This is a genomic window from Bacillus sp. AFS077874 (genome assembly GCF_002566505.1).
In the GTDB taxonomy this organism is placed as follows: Bacteria; Bacillota; Bacilli; order Bacillales; family Bacillaceae_G; genus Gottfriedia.
The window spans coordinates 84,211-102,913 of record NZ_NUYF01000012.1; the positions used below are offsets into that span (position 1 = coordinate 84,211).

11 protein-coding genes are annotated in these 18,703 nt (G+C 34.9%); 9 read left to right on the forward strand and 2 right to left on the reverse strand.

Annotation, left to right across the window (positions count from 1 at the left end):
- The first annotated feature begins 19 nt into the window (after positions 1-19).
- The 5 genes from COJ46_RS13155 (at position 20) to COJ46_RS13175 (ending at position 7,175) form a co-directional block, all read left to right on the forward strand.
- A complete protein-coding gene (locus COJ46_RS13155; protein ID WP_097976009.1) occupies positions 20-1,165 on the forward strand; it encodes a Glu/Leu/Phe/Val family dehydrogenase in 1,146 nt (381 codons plus the stop codon).
- A gap of 391 nt (positions 1,166-1,556) precedes the next feature.
- Positions 1,557-2,741: a CaiB/BaiF CoA transferase family protein gene (locus COJ46_RS13160; RefSeq protein ID WP_097976007.1), complete on the forward strand. Its 1,185-nt coding sequence runs from the start codon at positions 1,557-1,559 to the stop codon at positions 2,739-2,741.
- Between the two features lie 12 nt (positions 2,742-2,753).
- Positions 2,754-3,971, forward strand: a complete 1,218-nt coding sequence (locus tag COJ46_RS13165) for an acyl-CoA dehydrogenase family protein (protein ID WP_097976005.1) — start codon at positions 2,754-2,756, stop codon at positions 3,969-3,971.
- A 71-nt stretch (positions 3,972-4,042) separates the two neighbouring features.
- On the forward strand, positions 4,043-5,701 hold the full coding sequence (locus tag COJ46_RS13170; protein WP_097976004.1) for a thiamine pyrophosphate-dependent enzyme: 1,659 nt from the start codon (positions 4,043-4,045) through the stop codon (positions 5,699-5,701).
- A 31-nt stretch (positions 5,702-5,732) separates the two neighbouring features.
- On the forward strand, positions 5,733-7,175 hold the full coding sequence (locus COJ46_RS13175; RefSeq protein WP_097976002.1) for an aldehyde dehydrogenase family protein: 1,443 nt from the start codon (positions 5,733-5,735) through the stop codon (positions 7,173-7,175).
- Positions 7,176-8,100: 925 nt separating this feature from the next.
- Here the strand turns inward: COJ46_RS13175 and COJ46_RS13180 are convergent.
- Positions 8,101-9,483: a sigma-54 interaction domain-containing protein gene (locus COJ46_RS13180; protein ID WP_097976000.1), complete on the reverse strand. Its 1,383-nt coding sequence runs from the start codon at positions 9,481-9,483 to the stop codon at positions 8,101-8,103.
- 230 nt (positions 9,484-9,713) lie between these two features.
- Here COJ46_RS13180 and COJ46_RS13185 point away from each other — a divergent pair, with 230 nt between their 5' ends.
- Complete coding sequence (locus COJ46_RS13185; RefSeq protein ID WP_097975999.1) at positions 9,714-10,745, forward strand: aromatic ring-hydroxylating oxygenase subunit alpha; 1,032 nt, start codon at positions 9,714-9,716, stop codon at positions 10,743-10,745.
- A 266-nt stretch (positions 10,746-11,011) separates the two neighbouring features.
- The gene (locus COJ46_RS13190) at positions 11,012-13,000 is read left to right on the forward strand and encodes an oxidoreductase (protein WP_097975997.1); all 1,989 of its coding nucleotides are present in this window, start codon (positions 11,012-11,014) and stop codon (positions 12,998-13,000) included.
- 266 nt (positions 13,001-13,266) lie between these two features.
- Here COJ46_RS13190 and COJ46_RS13195 read toward each other — a convergent pair whose 3' ends face one another.
- Positions 13,267-14,169: a LysR family transcriptional regulator gene (locus tag COJ46_RS13195; RefSeq protein ID WP_097975995.1), complete on the reverse strand. Its 903-nt coding sequence runs from the start codon at positions 14,167-14,169 to the stop codon at positions 13,267-13,269.
- A 132-nt stretch (positions 14,170-14,301) separates the two neighbouring features.
- Between COJ46_RS13195 and COJ46_RS13200 the strand changes: the two genes are divergently transcribed.
- Both COJ46_RS13200 and COJ46_RS13205 read left to right on the forward strand, forming a co-directional pair.
- Positions 14,302-17,883 carry a bifunctional 2',3'-cyclic-nucleotide 2'-phosphodiesterase/3'-nucleotidase gene (locus tag COJ46_RS13200; protein ID WP_097975993.1) on the forward strand — a complete coding sequence of 1,194 codons (3,582 nt, stop codon included), beginning with the start codon at positions 14,302-14,304 and terminating at the stop codon, positions 17,881-17,883.
- A 419-nt stretch (positions 17,884-18,302) separates the two neighbouring features.
- Positions 18,303-18,620, forward strand: coding sequence for a DUF3870 domain-containing protein (locus COJ46_RS13205; protein ID WP_097975992.1), 318 nt, complete (start codon positions 18,303-18,305; stop codon positions 18,618-18,620).
- Positions 18,621-18,703 lie beyond the last annotated feature (83 nt).

The window sequence follows — 18,703 nt, forward strand, 5'->3', positions numbered from 1 at the left end:
TCTTTAAGGAGGCTATAGTATGAAAAAACCTTACCTAGTTGTAGAGTGGAATGATAGTGAAACAGATGCACAAGGGTGGTTAGTAGTACATAACTTTGTCAAAGGGTATGCTGGTGGTGGGACACGAATGCATCCAACAGTGACAAGGGAAGAAGTTGAACGTTTGGCAGAGGCAATGGCTTATAAATATATGGCTTCAGAAAGTGTCACTACAGGTGGATGTAAAGCTGGTATTGCTTATGATTATAAAGCCCCTGATGCGTATGACGTATTAAGAAGATTTTTAATTGCGATGATGCCATATGTAGAAGCGGGAGTATCTTTAGGAAGTGATTTAGGTACGAAGTATGAGGATGTATTAAGAGTATTTGATGAATTTAATGTAGGAATACCTTTAACAAAATCGATGAAGGAAGATGTAAGTGTTCAAAATGGAATAAAAGATTTTAATAATCTGCTAGCTTCTAAAATAGATTGTTTCCTTGTAAATGATGCTGTAACAGGCTACGGTGTTGCTTTTTGTGCAGATGAAGCATGGAAATTTAAAGGTGAAAATAAAGTAGCGAAAGTAGTTATTCAAGGATTTGGTTGTGTAGGAGCAAGTTGTGCTTTGAAATTATCACAGTTAGGCTATAAAATTGTCGGCATTTCCGATGCAAATTTATTAGTAACATGTGAAGATGGGTTAGATATTCAGAAATTAATTGACCACAAAAACACACATGGAGAAATGAATCGAGAGTTTTTTGAATCGAACTATTCGGTAAGAAGCAACTCTGAATGGCTTGATGTAGATTGTGACATCTTGATTCCGGCAGCTTTAGAGGATGTAATTAATGTATCAAATGCGAGTAAAGTAAAGTCGAGTTTAATTGTAGAGGCTGCAAATATTCCGATCTCGGCTGAGGGGGATCAGATCATCAAACAAAAAGGTATCGATGTGGTAAATGATTTTGTAGCGAACTTAGGAGCAATTAGATTTTATGACGCCGTTATTTTTGGATTAGTGAAACCTGAACCTCAGACAGTTATCGATGATATTGAAAGATTAAGCAGAAAGAATACCTTTAATTTATTTACAGAAGCTAAAAAACAAAAACGATATCAAAGAGATATTGCTTGCGAACTTTTTGAGCCTACAGTTAGAGATTTGATTGAGTGTTAAAATAAGTTAAAAATACTAAAGCCCACAAAGAATAAAAATTTCTTTGTGGGCTTTTTACATTTATAGGCTATTTTGACAGCCTCTTTTATGTATGAACTAGATTAATAGATTCACTAATAACAAATTTTTTGAATGAGTTAAAAATGACGGTTTTGAGTGGATTTTAATTTTATTTTTCACTGATTAGATCCGTAAATACAGTAAACATTTAATAATAATAGGAATTTCGAAGTTGGCATGAGTTTTGCATTATAAAGAGTATAACGGAAATGAAGGTCTAATATACCCTGAGTTTTCTAAATACATGCAAAAGCACAATGATAACCATTTTAATTGCCTAATGGAAAATTAGTAAATTAGCGAAAGAAAAGCAGATGAAGAGGTGGTCAAATTGCCAGGGGCATTACATGGTTTCAAAATTATCGATTTAACTAGAGTACTAGCCGGCCCCTTTTGTACGATGATCCTTGGGGATCTTGGGGCCGAGGTAATCAAAATTGAAAGTATTAGTGGTGGGGATGAAACACGAGGATGGGGGCCTCCTTTTGTAGAAGGAGAAAGTGCATATTATTTATGTGCTAATCGAAACAAGCAAGGGATTACTTTAAATTTGAAGGATAATAAGGGGAAAGAGGTTTTAAAAAAACTTATTTCTGAAGCTGATGTTGTTGTCCAGAACTTTAAACCTGGAACTTTAGCAAAACTAGGTTTTTCCTATGAAGAAATGAAAGAGATGAAAGAAGATATTATTCTTGCATCAATTAGTGGATTTGGTAGCAAAGGACCTAATTCTTCACTTCCTGGATATGATTATATCATTCAGGCGATGTCTGGTTTAATGAGCATTACCGGAGAGAAGGATGGCGAGCCAACAAAAGTGGGAGTTGCTATTTCAGACGTATTAACGGGGTTATTTACATGTATTGGAATTCTTGCTTCATTACAGCATCGTAATCGTACAGGGGAAGGACAAGAAATTGATATCTCACTATTTGACACGCAATTGGCTGCATTAGTAAATGTGGCAAGTAATTATTTATGTAGTGGCGTTATACCTGAGCGATTAGGAAATCATCATCCTAATATTGTTCCATATCAAGTTTTTTCAGCAAGTGATGGTGAAATGGTGATCGCAGTTGGTAATGATCAGCAATTTAATCGATTTGCTTTACTTATGGAAGAACCGATTTTATTAGATGAATTATATAGGACTAATGCTAGTCGATTGCAGTATCGAAAACAAATTGAGGAAATAATCTCAAATAAAATCAAAACTAAAAGTAAAAATGAGTGGAAAGTTCTTTTAGATAAAATTGGTATTCCAAATGGACCGATTTATAACGTAAGTGAAGCCCTGCAGTCTGACCAAGCTAGTTCAAGGGATATGGTGCTGGAAGTAAAACATCCATTCATAAATGATCTGAAGTTAGTTGGTTCACCATTAAAATTATCAAAAACACCAGTTGAAGTAGTAAGACATCCTCCATTACATGGAGAACATACTGAAGAAGTAATGAGTAAACTTGGTTATTCACAATTAGAAATAGAGGAAATGAAACGAAATAATACAATTTGAGGAGGAAATAAAATGGATTTTTCATTAACAGAAGAGCAAAAAAGTGTACGAAAGGTAGTTAGATCGTTTGTGGATCGTGAAATTATACCATTTATTAAGGAATGGGATGAAAAAGGACATTTTGAAGTAAATATTCTAAAACGACTTTCCGAATTGGAACTAATGGGTGTATGTATACCGGAACAATATGGTGGAGTTGGAATGGACTATAATACGTTAGCAATCGTATGTGAGGAACTAGAGCGTGGAGATACAGCTTTCCGTACGGCTGTTTCAGTACATACGGGATTAAATAGCATGACCTTATTACAGTGGGGAACTGAAGAACAAAAGAAAAAGTATCTCGTTCCTCAAGCGCGAGGGAAGAAAATTGGTGCATTTGGGTTAACAGAGCCAAATGCAGGATCTGATGTAGTAGCAATGGCGACAACAGCAGTAAAGGATGGTGATAGTTATATCTTAAACGGATCAAAAACATGGATCTCTTTATGTGATGTAGCTGATCATTTCTTAATCTTTGCAAAAACAAATCATGACTTAAAGCACCACGGAATTTCTTGCTTTATCGTAGAACGTACTTTTGAAGGGGTTACTACAAAACCAATTAAAGGAAAAATGGGAATTAGAGCTGGAAACACTGGAGAAGTATTTTTAGATGATGTCAGAGTACCAACTGAGAACCTATTAGGATTCGAAGGTGAAGGGTTTAAAATTGCAATGGCAGCGCTTGATAATGGAAGGTTTACAGTTGCAGCTGGTGCTTGTGGATTAATTCAGGCATCACTTGAAGCAAGCGTAAAATATTGTCATGAGCGAAAAACCTTTGGTAAAGAAATCGGGAAACATCAATTAGTGCAACAAATGATCGCTAAAATGTCTTCAAATCTTGAAATTTCCCGTCTACTAGTCTATAAAGCTGGCTGGTTAAAAAATAGTGGAAAACGCAACACTAGAGAAACATCACTAGCCAAATGGATTTCTTGTAATGCAGCAAATGAGGCAGCTAATGATGCTGTACAAATTCATGGGGCATATGGATTTTCAAATGAGTTTCCAGTAGAACGTTATTTAAGAAATTCAAAAGCACCAGTCATTTATGAAGGAACGAGAGAGGTTCATACAATTATGCAGGCTGAATATGACCTAGGTTATAGGGAAGATAAAGTTTTAAGAAAAATGCTTCCAGCTTGGCCATTCGAAGAGGTTAACGTAGAAACTGTTAAATCTTAATGAAAAATAGGAGTAGAAAATAGATTGCTAGTGTTTCAATATAATCGCATAGGAGAAGGGAGTGTTTTGTAATGAAAATTAGCGGTGGAAAAGCAGTAGTCAATGTTATGGCCAAGGAAGGGGTAAATAAAGTTTTTTGTGTACCTGGTGAGAGTTATCTAGGCGTTATGGATGCGTTATATGAATATCCGGAAATTAGCTTGATTTCAGCTCGACATGAAGGTGGAGCTTCATATATGGCGGAAGGTTATGCAAAAGCATCGGGTGAAGTAGGTGTTTGTATGGCAACTCGTGGTGTTGGTGCTTCAAACTTGGCGATTGGAATTCATACTGCCAGCCAAGATTCCACTCCTTTAGTTGCACTTATTGGACAAGTAGAGCGTCCTTTTAAAGAAAAGGAAGCATTTCAAGAGGTCAATCTTGTAGGGATGTTTAGCCATTTGTGCAAATGGACAGTGGAGATTGATCAAGTAGAACGAATCCCAGAGCTTTTACATCGGGCATTTCATATTGCTCGTTCAGGTCGTCCTGGTCCTGTGTTAGTAGCATTACCTCATGACATGTTAGAAGATACAGCCGAAATGGTAGAAATCCCAGTCTATCAGTCTCAGCCGGCTCGTCCACATAAAGAGAGCGTTCAGCAAGTAGTCGAAATGGTTCAAAATGCCAAACGGCCGATTCTTATAGCTGGTGGGGGAGTCATTCGTTCACAAGCTGTTCCTTTATTAGTTAAATTTGCTGAGACAGTACAAATCCCTGTTGTTACTGCATTCCGTCGTTTCGATGCGTTTCCGAATTCACATCCTTGTTATGCAGGCTGGCTTGGCTTTGGAACACCAAAATATTTACTTGAAGCGATTGATAATGCAGACGTAGTGATCGCACTAGGTACAAGATTTTCCCAAGTAGGAACGCAGGATTATTCATTGCTTTCAGGAAAAGGAAAACTAATCCATATTGATATTTCAGATGATGTATTCGGAAAAGTTTATGCTCCTTCTTTGGCAGTTACAGCTGATGTGAAAGCTTTTTTAGTGGAAGCATTATCAATTGCTTTATCTACGCCATTAAATTCAGATGAAATGCGAGTAGAAAAGCTTCATAACGAATACATGAACTTTTCAAAGACGAAGGAAGATTATACGGATGAATTTGTAGATCTGGATGGTTTTATGTATGATATCGTCTCGATTCTTCCAAAAGATACGATTATTACGAATGATGCAGGGAACTTCTTTGGATGGCTTTCTCGATATTATCGCTTTGAGCATGAAAATACATATGTCGGACCAACATCAGGAGCGATGGGGTACGGACTACCAGCTGCTATTGGTGCAAAACTTGCCCAGCCGCATAAAACAGTTGTTTCCTTCTCAGGAGATGGGGGCTTCATGATGACGCTTCAGGAAATCGAAACAGCCGTACGATACAACATTCCTGTCATTTCAATTGTGGTGAACAACAATATGTATGGAACAATTCGAACACATCAAGAAAAGCATTTTCCAGATCGAGTAATCGGTACGGAGCTTTCTAACCCAAACTTTGCAGAGCTTGCGAGTTTATTTGGAGCATACGGTCAGAAGGTCGAAAAAAATACTGATTTTGCGCTGGCACTTAAGAGGGCATTATCATCGGGACGTCCAGCTATTATCGAAGTTGTAACAAACCCGAAGATTTTATCTGCTGGTCAAGATAAGTCAAAAATGAATTTATCCTATAGTAAATAATTAATGAAAAAATCTAATTGGGGGAAATGATATGCGTTATGCAAACTATATTAATGGCGAATGGAAACAGCCTACGTTAGGTGAATATCGGGAAAATTACAGTCCTCATAATGGAGAGTCATTAGGAGAATTTCCTTCAAGTACAGAAGAGGATACACGACAAGCTATTCTTGCAGCGAAAACGGCCTTTTTATCATGGAAGAAACTTTCATACCAACAACGAGCTGCATACCTTCAAAAAGCTGCGGATATATTAAAAACAAAGGTTCATGAAGTAGGACGTGATTTAACACTAGAAGAAGGGAAAACACTTGCTGAGGGTATTGGAGAAACACAGCGTGCGATCAGTATCCTTGAATATTTTGCAGGAGAAGCAAGACAGCCAGTCGGAGAAGTGATTCCTTCTGGTAATACAAATACATTTTTATATACAACTCGAACGCCAATTGGGCCAATTGGATTGATTACGCCTTGGAATTTTCCTATTGCAATTCCTGTATGGAAAATGGCTCCTGCATTAGTTTACGGAAATACGGTAGTGATTAAACCAGCGGATTTGACTCCAAAATCTGTTTATCATGTGATAAAAGCGCTTGATGAGGCTGGTATTCCACCAGGCGTTGTAAACTGTGTATTTGGTAGAGGTTCTGTCGTTGGAACAGAATTGGTAGAACATCCTTATATTAAAGCAATCTCATTTACAGGATCTAATCAGGTTGGAAATCAGATTCAGCAAAAGGCTACAGCAAAAGGAAAGAAAGTACAAATGGAATTAGGTGGGAAGAATCCACTAATCGTGCTTGCTGATGCAGATATAGAAAAAGCAGTTGAAATTGCCGTGAGCGGTGCTTTCAAATCTACTGGTCAAAAGTGTACAGCAACGAGTAGGGTCATTGTGGAAGAAACAATTTATGAAGTATTCCGTGACCGACTTGTAGAACGGACAAAATCATTAAAAGTTGGAAATCCACTTCATGACGAGACATTTGTCGGTCCAGCTGTTTCTCAATCACAACTTGATGGTGTACTAGCCATGATTGAAGCTGGAAAGGACGAGGCAACTCTATTATGCGGTGGAGAAATTCCTGCTGATAAAGAACTAAAAAATGGTTTCTATATACAACCCACAATCTTTGAAAATGTCTCCTCAGATGCTCGTATTGCCCGAGAAGAAATATTCGGACCTGTAGTAGCGCTTTTTAAAGTGAAAAACTATGAGGAAGCAGTAGAGATGGCTAATGATACTGAATATGGTTTAAGTGCAGCGATTTGTACAAACGATTTTACAATCGCACAGCGTTTTGTTGAAGACATTGAAGTTGGTCTTGTACATGTAAATAATGAAACAGCAGGTTCAGAGCCACAAGTACCTTTTGGCGGCTGCAAAAGTTCAAGCACAGGATCCCGCGAACAAGGTAAGACGGCAATAGATTTTTATACACAAGTCAAAACGGTTTATATGGATCAATTGTAATCTGTCAGGTTAAAAGAGGCTGCCTTATAAGTCAGGGGAACTGACTTATGGGCGCTTTTTTTTTGTGGAACTAACTGATTTTATTTGAGTACCTTGTAGCATTATTGATAAATCGTCTATATGATGGATGCTACTTACTCATGAACCCTTTATGAGGAACTTATTTACAGCATTTAGCATTTTTAGTGCCTCATGAACCCTTTATGAGGAAGTTAGTTACAGCATTTAGCATTTTTAGTACCTCATGAACCCTTTATGAGGAAGTTAGTTACAGCATTTAGCATTTATACTTCCTCATAATCCCTTTATGAGGAAGCTATTTATAACATTTAGCATTTTTAGTGCCTCATGAACCCTTTATGAGGAAGGTATTTACAGCATTTAGCATTTTTAGTACCTCATGAACTCTTTATGAGGAAGTTAGTTACAGCATTAAGCATTTTTAGTACCTCATGAACCCTTTATGAGGAAGTTACTTACAGCATTAAGCATTTTTAGTACCTCATGAACCCTTTATGAGGAAGTAATTTACAGTATTAAGGATTTTTAGTACCTCATGAACCCTTTATGAGTAAGTTATTTTTAACATTTAGCATTTTTAGTACCTCATGAACTCTTTATGAGGAAGTTATTTATAGCATTTAGCATTTTTAGTACCTCATGAGTCCTTTATGAGTAAGTAATTTACAGCATTTAGCATTTTTAGTACCTCATGAACCCTTTATGAGGAAGTTAGTTACAGCATTTAGCATTTTTAGTTCCTCATAAGCCCTTTATGAGGAAGTTATTTATAACATTTAGCATTTTTAGTACCTCATGAACCCTTTATGAGGAAGTTATTTATAGCATTTAGAATTTATACTTCCTCATGAACTTCACTGCAAAAATACCCGACGATTTATCGGGTATTTTTTAATTTAAACATTTATTTGTAAAAGTCTAAATCACTGCAATACTTACGAACTAATCTAGCCGCTTTTGACTGGCTGATTTCTAAATCATCTGCTACTTTTCTTGTATTCCTATATTTTGTATAAGAATTTATTACTATGTTTTTCTCAACTTCTTCTAGAGAAGCTAAAAGCGAGCAATCACTTATTACTTCATCGACCGGATTCTCTTTTTTATTTTCTATTAATAAATCAGTCAAGTCTTGCACTTTTATGATGCCATCACTTGTGACGACGAGGCTTTCAAGCATATTTTCTAACTGTCGAATATTCCCAGGCCATGAATAGTTATAAAAAGTATTCAAAGCTTCTTCAGAAATGATTGTGTTCATTTGGTGTTTTCTATTAAACTCGGAAAGAAAATGGTAGGTTAGTGGAATGATGTCTTCTTTTCTTTCGCGTAGTGGTGGAATTTTTAAATTTACAACATGAAGGCGATAATATAAGTCTTCTCTAAATTCCTTATTCTGTACCATTTCATATAAGTTTCGATTAGTAGCAGAAAGGATACGGATATTTACTTTTTTGGGTTGTTTGCCTCCAACAGGCATAAATTCAAATTCTTGAATCACTTTTAAAAGCTTTGCTTGAACTTTGGGTGATATATCTCCAATCTCATCTAAAAATACCGTTCCCCCGTCTGCAAGCTCTAAAAGTCCTTGTTTGCCACCTTTTGTTGCTCCAGTAAATGCGCCATCTTTGTATCCGAAAAGTTCTGATTCTAGTAGCTCTTCTGGAATCGTTGCACAGTTTAAAGATAAAAAAGGAGCTTTATTTCGGCTGCTTTTCTGGTGGATATATTTTGCAATTACCCCTTTTCCTGTGCCAGATTCTCCTTGGATTAATACGGTTGCATCTACTTTAGCAACCTTTTCACAAATCTTAACAATATTACTCATTTCCTTGTTATTCGTAATGATATTATTTTTATAAATTTCAGCTTGAGCAGCTTCATTTATTTCTTGCTCATCGGGTATGTATAAGTCTTTATAGCTTGCATCTTGTGAAGTGGTGATAATCAGCTCAATTTCCTGCTGATCATTTAGTAAAGGAATGGCTGTTGTGATGATTTCCTTTCCAACATAACTTATTTGTTTCATTATGACCGTTTTCTTTTCTTTAAATAAACGTGGGAGAATAAGAGGCTTCCAATATTCTTTTGAAATTAATTCATCGTTTGATTTTCCTACTACATCTTTTAGTTTAATTCCATAATGTCTTTCACAGGCCTTGTTAATGTACACGATACGAGCATCTTTATCAAGTACATAAAATTCATTAGGAGAATTGTCTAATATTTTTTGTAGAATCTCATTACTGAACTCTAGTTTTAGCTTGTCATTTGTAGTATTTGGCAAAATGTAACCCCCTCTAATAACATTTTGAATCTCGGAAAATAGTAAGTTGAGTTAAAAATGACTGAATTGAGTAAATTATAAGATAATTATTTTAATTTGGAAATAGATAAATAGTGTTATCTCCTATGGTAAAGCGAAAACTAAAATTGGCATAAATCTTGCTTAAGTTAATAAATAAAGGATGGAATTTCGTTTTAAATGAAATCCATATAAAAGGAGGAATCATTATTATGTCTACAAAGGGAACAGCGCAAACTTTACAAACTTCATTACCGTATAAAACATATGTCAGCCAAGAGGTATTCGATATAGAAAGAAAAAAGATTTTTAGTAAAAATTGGATCTTCGTAGGTCATACTAGTCAAGTTAAAAACGTCGGTGATTTTTTTACTTTTGAAGTTGCTGGTGAATCTATTTTAGTTACGCATGCTAATGATGGTAAAATACGCGCGTTTTATAATATTTGTCCACATCGTGGTACAAAAGTGGAGCAAAGTGAAACAGGAAATAAAAAAATCCTACAATGTATTTATCATGGTTGGACCTTTAATTTAGATGGGCATGTAAATAGAGCTCCAAACTTTAAAAATATTGAACTAGGAGAATATAACTGCTTAAAGTCGGTCCAATTAGAAATTCAGCGTTCTATGATTTTTGTAAACTTGGATCGAAAAGCTAAGGCTTTTTCTGTTGAATATGAAGAGTTAATAAATGAACTAAACCGTTATCCTTTCCTGGATTCATTACAATTAGTAAAAGAAAACCGTCGTTTGATTAAAGCAAATTGGAAAGCTGTAGTTGATAATTTCTTAGAGTGCGATCATTGTCCAGTTGCGCACCCTTCATTCTCTAAAACATTTGATTTATCGAATTATAGTATTGTTCCTTGTGATAATTTCTCTTACCAGTGTTCAAATGTGAAAAATCAAGATGATAGCTTAGCTCGTTTCTACTGGATTTGGCCAAATATGATGATGAGCGTATTTCCTGGAGGAGGAAATATGACGACAACACAGCTGATTCCTATTGATGCCAACCAAACGTTAGCAGTCTATCGCTATTTCTTTATTAATGAAGAAATTTCGAAAGAAGAAGAGGAACTGATTAAATTTGTTGATCAAGTCCGCGAAGAGGATTTTGATCTAGTAGAATTATTGCAAACAGGTTTACATTCTAAAGCATTTGAAAATGGTATATTTTCTCCAACTGAGAACGCGATGCAACACTTCCATGAAATGATTAAAGAAGCGATCGACTTATAATCTAGTTAATTGAGTACGGTAAAAAACGACTATGAATAAAAAGCTAAGTATTTGATTTCATAATGAAGAATTTATATGGATCATACTCAGCTTTTCTTTTATTTTTTTGAAAACGCTTAAATGATAATTTTTTCTATTAATCTAGAAGTAAACCCAAACTGCTAAACCTAATTTGTTGTTATTTCCAGAAAAAGGTTTAAGTGTTTCTTGGTTTATTACTACTAGTATCATGTTAGCACTTTCTAAAGAAAGGAAGTGGTTCAATTATGACAGACTTTAAACACCTATTTTCAAAAGTGACGATTGGAAATACTGAACTGAAAAATAGAATTCTATCAACAGCACATCAAACGAATTATGTAGCAAATGGCATTCCTACTCCTGAAATGACTGCCTATCATGTTGCACGTGCGAAGGGTGGGGCTGGACTTATTATTCTTGAAGCAGCTGCAGTTCACACATCAGGTATGCTTACTTCACATACGATCGCAGGATTTGATGAAAAAGTAGTACCAGCTTATGCAGAAATTGCAAAACAACTACATCAATATGGCACGAAAGTTTTTAGTCAATTATTTCACGGAGGTAGAGAAGTCGTATCAAGCGATTATCGTAATGCTGCTTGGGCACCGTCTTCTGAACCAAGTTTTCGATTTGGCATCATGCCGAGACCGATGAACATTGATGAAATTAAAGACGTCATAGAGGGATATGCTTATTCAGCTTTATTAGCTAAAAAAGCTGGTCTTGACGGAGTAGAAGTTTGTTGCTCCCATGGTTATTTACCAGCTCAATTTTGGTCTAGCCATACGAACCATCGCACAGATGAATACGGTGGTACTTTTGAGAACCGAATGCGTTTTATAGTAGAAATAGTACAACGAATTTTGGAAAAAGTGGGTCAAGATTTTACTGTAGGAATTCGAATGAGTGCAGATGAAATGACAATGGATGGCACGAATGTAACAGATGCTGTGAAAATCGTCGAGCATTTAGTTGAAAACGTTAGAGTAGATTTTATAAATGTAACATCTGGTGACTCAAGTACATATGCAGGTTCGACTCATATCGTTCCACCTTCTCCAATTAAACATTCCTATAATGCGCCACATTCATTTAAAATTCGGATGGCAGGTGCAGTTCCGGTTTTTGTTGGCTCGCGGATCATAGACCCTATGGAGGCAGATCGAATCGTTGGTTCAGGAAAAGCTGATGTTGTTGGTATGACTCGGGCTTTAATCGTTGATCCTGAATTACCGAATAAAGCAATGAGAGGGGACCTACATTCAATTGATGCATGTTTAGGATGTATTCAAGCTTGTATAGGTCACTATTCTAAAGGCCTTCCAATTGGATGTGTTCAAAATCCGATGGCTGGTAAAGAGAAAGAATTATTACCGCTTGTCCAAAGTGTAAAAGTAAAACAAAAAGTGCTTGTCATTGGTGCAGGTCCAGCTGGATTACATGCTGCTTTAACTGCTGATGGTGAAGGACATGAAGTAATATTAGTTGAACAAAGTGATGAGATTGGCGGATTGCTAAGAAAACTGAGAAAGGCTCCAATGCGACATGAAGTAGCTGAAACGATGTTAGACAATTATACAAGAAAGCTATCAAAAAGTAAGATAGACGTCCAGCTTGGAAAGAAAATTACCCTTGAGAAAATACAAGAGATAAAACCAGATGTCATTATTTGTGCAGTAGGGTCTCGACCATACTTTCCACATGTAGAGGGCATCGATGATCCGAGAATCATAACAGTTGATGACCTTTTCGGCGGAAACTCTATCCAGGTTGGAAAGCGGGTATTGGTATTTGATTTAATTGGCGATTGGCCAGGAATAGAGGCAGCTATACATTTGAAGGAGAAAAATCACGATGTTTCCTTGTTTTCAGCTAAGGTTCACATTGGAAAAGAACTACATTCATATCTAGTAAATGAATATCTAAAAAGACTCTATCAATTAAAAGTGGATGTTCGCCCGCATTTTGATTTTGGTGGTATTCATAATAATCAGGTCAAATTGAGAAATCTTTTTACTCATGAGACCGAATTGATTAACGACTGGGATACAATTGTACTTGCAATGGGACGGGTACCTAATTTCGAGCTTTATGAACAAGTGAAAGGTATGGCACCGGTTGTTCGACAAATCGGGGATTGTTTAGCACCTCGTACAATTGAAGAAGCTACTTATGAGGGCTTGACATCGGCTCTTGAAATAGGTGTTGTTTCTTCTAAAGTTCATGTATAGCTGACACAAATTAAAAAAGAACCTAGTCAAAAAGATTAGGATCTTTTTAGACAGTTGAGAAATGTGGTGATCAGGAATTCCCAGCATCCTATCATCTGTTATTTTGGAAAAACGTGAAATATGTATCTTGAAAGATTTTTACGATTAAATTAATTTATTCTATATAAAAGGCTAATCTAAAAGGTAACTGCTACCTTATAGATTAGCCTTTTTAATTGTGTTTTTTTTAAAATCAAGCAATAGTCATTTCCTAATTTAACAGGCTGCTAACGATTGCACCTACGTTCAAATTCATTTTTTAATTCATTTATATAGATTTTATCTGCTTCAGAAAGAGGAAGATTTTCATTTCGAACACATCCAACATAAAAAGGACGATGAAAAGGATTAATCAGTTTGATTGCAATAGCTTCCCCAGATTGAATGAGTGGTTCATTTTGTACAACAAAGTCTGTGCCAATTGTTATCGCAATATTTTCTTTTACAGCACTTCTAATGCTATCGAGATTATTTGTCGTGAATAATATTTCTGATTTGTTTTTTAAGAATTCAGCATAATACCATTTCAAATATTGTTCATCATGAACAACAAACGTTTCATTTTTTAAATCGTCTATTGTTAACTGTTTACATTCAGCAAGTATGTGATTTTTACTCACACAAACATTGATATTAACTTCTTGAAAGATATCGAAGACCATTTCTTTATTCTTTTTTATCAATTCATCATAAATCCAAATTAAACCAAAACGTAATTTATTCTCTTTTACATCATTTAAAATTTCTAATGAATTTTTTCCGTGCACCCTAATCTTTGATTTTTGATTTTCGGCTTTAATTAGTTTAATTAAATTTACGATATAATGCATTAGTCCAGGAACAGAAGCAATTGTAATCTCCTTTTGAATTTCATTATTGTTTATTGCTAACTGTTTCAATTTTTCAGCATGTGCTAGCACATTAAGGGATTTTTCAATTAATTTCTCTCCTTCTGGTGTTGTAATCGTTCCTTGTCGTAAACGAGTGAAAATTTTAAATCCGAATTCTTCTTCTAAATTATTAATTGCCTGAGAGATTGCCGAAACTGAAATATGTAGGTTTTTTGCTGACATGGATAGTGATTTAGTTTTCGAAACATCAACAATATAAGCTAAATGGTCTAAATTCATTTTTTTGCTCCTTAAGAAATCGTTAACTTTGTTTAAGCATAATTAAATATATTTTAACCTATTTTAATTTTATAATAATTTTCGGGGATGTTTTTTAATGATATCCTAATAAAATATATAAGGGGAATATAAATGGGGAGAAAGTATCGCACAAATTCGAAAGCGTTATCATTTTCTTTAGCTTTATCTTTATTAAGTATGTCAGTTATGAGTACGCCGGCGTATGCAATACCAAAAGAGGCTGAACCAGTAAATGTGCTTGCATCTAAGAATAAAGATGAGAAGGATTTAGTAAATTTTCGAATTATGGAAACAACAGATATCCATACAAATTTATTAAACTATGATTACTACAAAGATGCAGCATATGAAAAAGTTGGATTAGCTAAGACTGCTACTTTAGTAAAAGAAGCTCGAAAAGAAGTTCAAAATAATGTTTTAGTCGATAATGGAGATTTAATACAAGGTACACCACTCGGAACTTATGAAGCTAAAATTGACCCATTAAAAAAAGGGGAAGTTCATCCTGTATTTAAAGCAATGAACATAATGGGTTATGATATTGCAACTTTAGGTAATCATGAATTTAACTATGGATTAGACTTTTTAAACGAAGCATATAATGATGCTGATTTTCCGTACATTAATGCAAACGTTTACGTAGATGATCACGATAATAATCCTAATAATGATCAAAACAAATTTAATCCTTATAAAATTATTAAGAAAAAAGTGATTGATGAACAAGGCAAGAAGCAAGAAATTAAAATCGGTTTTATTGGGTTTGTACCACCTCAAATTAATGAGTGGGACAAGGCAAACCTTGATGGAAAAGTTATCACTAAAAATATTGTAGAAACAGCTAAAAAATTCATTCCTGAAATGAGAAAAGACGGTGCAGACGTAATTGTTGCAATGACTCATTCAGGATTTAATGCGAATAAAGAAAATACAGAAGATGTTATTTATTCTTTAAGTGAAGTACCTGGTATTGATGCAATCACGTTTTCTCATACGCATAAAGTATTTCCAGCAAAATCAGAGGCTACACTTGATGCATTATTTTTAGGGGCAGATAAAAAGCCATTACCAGGTGTTGATAATTCGAAAGGAACAATTAATGGCGTACCTGCGGTTCAAGCGGGATACGGTGGTGGTTCATTAGGATTAATTGACCTAACACTTAAAAAAGAAAAAGGAAAATGGTCAGTAGTAAATTCTCAGTCATCAACTAGAGAAATATGGGCTGATGTAAAGGATCCAACTACAGGTAAAACAAAGACTGAAAGTACAGTAGCTCCGGATCAAGAGATCGTAAAGGCTGTTACACCAAATCATGATGCAACAGTTAAGTATGTAAATACACCAATTGGAACAACTACCGATGATATTCATAGTTATTTTTCATTAATTCAAGATGATCCATCGATTCAAGTTGTTACAAATGCACAAAAATGGTTTGTAGAAAAATATATTACTGAAAAGAAACCAGAATATAAAGAATTACCGATTTTATCAGTAGGAGCTCCATTTAAAGCTGGCCGTAATGGTGTAGCTGAATATACTGAGATTAAAAAAGGCGATCTTACGATAAGAAGTGCTGGCGATCTTTATCTTTATGATAATACGTTAAAAGCAATTAAAGTAAAAGGTTCTGTTGTGAAAGAATGGATTGAAATGACGGCAGGTAAATATAATCAAATTGATCCAAATAAAACGGAAGAACAAGCATTATTAAATCCTGCTTTCCCTGTTTATAACTTTGATGTAATTGACGGTGTTAACTACCAAATTGACGTAACAAAACCAGCAAAGTATGATATAAACGGAAATCTAGTTAATAGTAATTCAAGTCGAGTAATAAACTTAACTTATAATGGACAACCAATTGATTTAAATCAGGAATTCATCGTTGTAACAAATAACTATCGTGCTGGTGGCGGTGGTAATTTCCCAGGTGTTAAAGGTAGCGAACTTGTAGTAGATTCTGCTGATGAAAATCGTCAAATCTTAATGGATTACATTTCTGAATCGAAAACAATTACACCAACAGCAGATCATAACTGGTCGATTGCACCAATTAGCGGAAATGTAAATGTAACGTTTACGACTTCACCAAGAGCGGAAGAATTTATCAAGCCTAATAGTAATATTGCGTTTACAAATAAAACGGATCTTGCAGGATTTGGCATTTTTAAATTAGATTTAGGTACAAAAGAAAATATTAAAGTTCAATTATTAGGCTTAAATGATCTTCATGGCCAGCTTGATACTGATACAAAAGTTACTGTAAATGGCCAAGAATTATTAGCTGGAAGTATGGAATACACAGCTGCCGCAATGAAACAACATGAAGCAGAAAATCCAAATACATTACTAGTTCACGCTGGTGACATGATTGGTGGAAGCCCACTGATTTCTGCGTTATTCCAAGATGAACCAACAGTTGAAGTGATGGAAGCAATGGGTTTTGATGTAGGTACAGTTGGAAATCACGAGTTTGATGAAGGTATTGCTGAATTAAAGCGTATGATCAATGGTGGAGAACATCCTAAAGGTACAAAAGGGTATGACGGAATGAACTTTCCAGTGATAGCTGCTAATGCATATGATTCTGCAACAGGAGAATTAATTAATCAACCATACACAATTAAAGAAGTGGGTGGTAAAAAGATTGGTTTCATCGGAGTAGTAACGCAAGAAACTCCTAATATGATTGTTCGAAAAGGAAATGAAACGCTTGAAATTCGTGATGAAGTTGAAGCAATTAACCATTATACGGATATTCTAAAAAAACAAGGGATTAAAGCAATCGTAGTATTAGCACATAACCCTACTCTTCAAACAGGTAAAGCGGATTTATATGATGCAACTGATATTGCTGAAAAAGTTGATGATGAAGTAGATGTTATTTTTGCTGCTCATAATCATGTATTTAATGATAAAGAAGTTGATAATAAATTAATCGTACAAGCTTATTCATATGGTTCTGCATTTTCTGATGTAGATTTAGAACTAGATGCAGTAACAGGTGAGATTGTTAAGAAGCAAGCAGAAGTAGTAACAGTTTATCAAAAAGACTATACACCAGACCCGACAGTTTCTGCGATCATGAAAAAATATGAAGATTTAATTATGCCAATAAAAGCTGAGATTGTTGGTGACTCAATGCAAACTTTACCAAAAGGATATCCATCTTCTGATACTTATGGTGATATTGCATTAGGTAACTTAATTGCAGATGGAATGAAAGCATCAATGAATGCAGACTTCGCAATGATGAACGGTGGAGGAGTTCGATCACCACTTGACGCCGGTCAAGTTACGTTTGGTGATTTATTCGCAATTCAGCCATTTGGAAATGTCTTAAATAAAGTAATGCTTAGCGGTCAAGATATTGAAACAGTTTTAAATAATCAAATTACCGATAAGGGCTTAGATTTCCACATCGCTGGATTTAAGTATACTTGGGATTCATCAACTAGAAAAGTAGTAGACATCCTTTTACCAAACGGTAGTAAAATTGATCCGAACAAAGAATATTCAGTTGTAGTAAACAACTATATGTACGGAAATGTAAAATATGGTATTGGCGAACGTTCTACTGATTTAGAAGTAGGACCAGAAGATCTACAAGCGACTGTCGATTATGTTAAATCACTTCCAAGACCATTCGTTTATGAAGTTCAAGGAAGAATTCAAAAAATAAATTAATATATCAAGTGACTAAATAAAAAAATCTCATTCTGATCTATTCGAATGAGATTTTTTTTATTCAATCTACTACCCTTTTCAGAATTTGTAGAATTGAATTATTTAAAAAAGAATAAAGATGTAGAGAATTCACCGAAACCTTTAAAGAAGTTTAAGTCAGCTACTTTAGAAAGTAGTCGTCAGTTACTACCCCTAACATAATTTAAGAAAAAGCTAAATGAAAACGTCTATCTTGTAAAAAAGTAAGAGTCTCAATATAGTTCACAAGTACTTTTGTTAAAACTGAATATTCATAATATATTGTCAAAAGAAGTTTCTTATATTAATATTAACTGTAAGTGAATACATATGCCGTTGCCAATTCTTTCCTCATCGGTTGGAGTTTTGCACGGAATACCTGTTTTGCGGGAGGAATTAATTTGTACAATAAAGATACTATTTACATTATTGGGGATGCAAAGACTTCATCCAATAATCCGATTATGCAGAAGTATAATGCATTTTTTATTGGTTTGGTAGTCGATCGGACAAGTCATTTAATTATGGACGCAGATTGTTCAGCTACAATTTCTTTAACATCATCCTTTGTAAAGCACTTATTCGTTGGACAATCAATGTCAGATGTAGATGGGGTAATACATGAAATAAATAACCGTTATTTTGGTTCATCCCAGAAAGCATTGACAGTAGCCTTTAAAAATGCACATATAAAATACAAACAAATAATAGAATCTTAATGCTGCTTTATCTATTTACGTAGGTGAAATCCAGCTATTAGCAGGGGAAGTCCCTTTCTAATAGCTGGATTTTTTATTTAATA

Coding starts and splice junctions, on each gene's coding strand:
- COJ46_RS13170 (WP_097976004.1), top strand. CDS start 4,043: ATGAAAATTAGCGGTGGAAAAGCAGTAGTCAATGTTATGGCCAAGGAA.
- COJ46_RS13185 (WP_097975999.1), top strand. CDS start 9,714: ATGTCTACAAAGGGAACAGCGCAAACTTTACAAACTTCATTACCGTAT.
- COJ46_RS13190 (WP_097975997.1), top strand. CDS start 11,012: ATGACAGACTTTAAACACCTATTTTCAAAAGTGACGATTGGAAATACT.
- COJ46_RS13200 (WP_097975993.1), top strand. CDS start 14,302: ATGGGGAGAAAGTATCGCACAAATTCGAAAGCGTTATCATTTTCTTTA.
- COJ46_RS13155 (WP_097976009.1), top strand. CDS start 20: ATGAAAAAACCTTACCTAGTTGTAGAGTGGAATGATAGTGAAACAGAT.
- COJ46_RS13195 (WP_097975995.1), bottom strand. CDS start 14,169: ATGAATTTAGACCATTTAGCTTATATTGTTGATGTTTCGAAAACTAAA.
- COJ46_RS13165 (WP_097976005.1), top strand. CDS start 2,754: ATGGATTTTTCATTAACAGAAGAGCAAAAAAGTGTACGAAAGGTAGTT.
- COJ46_RS13175 (WP_097976002.1), top strand. CDS start 5,733: ATGCGTTATGCAAACTATATTAATGGCGAATGGAAACAGCCTACGTTA.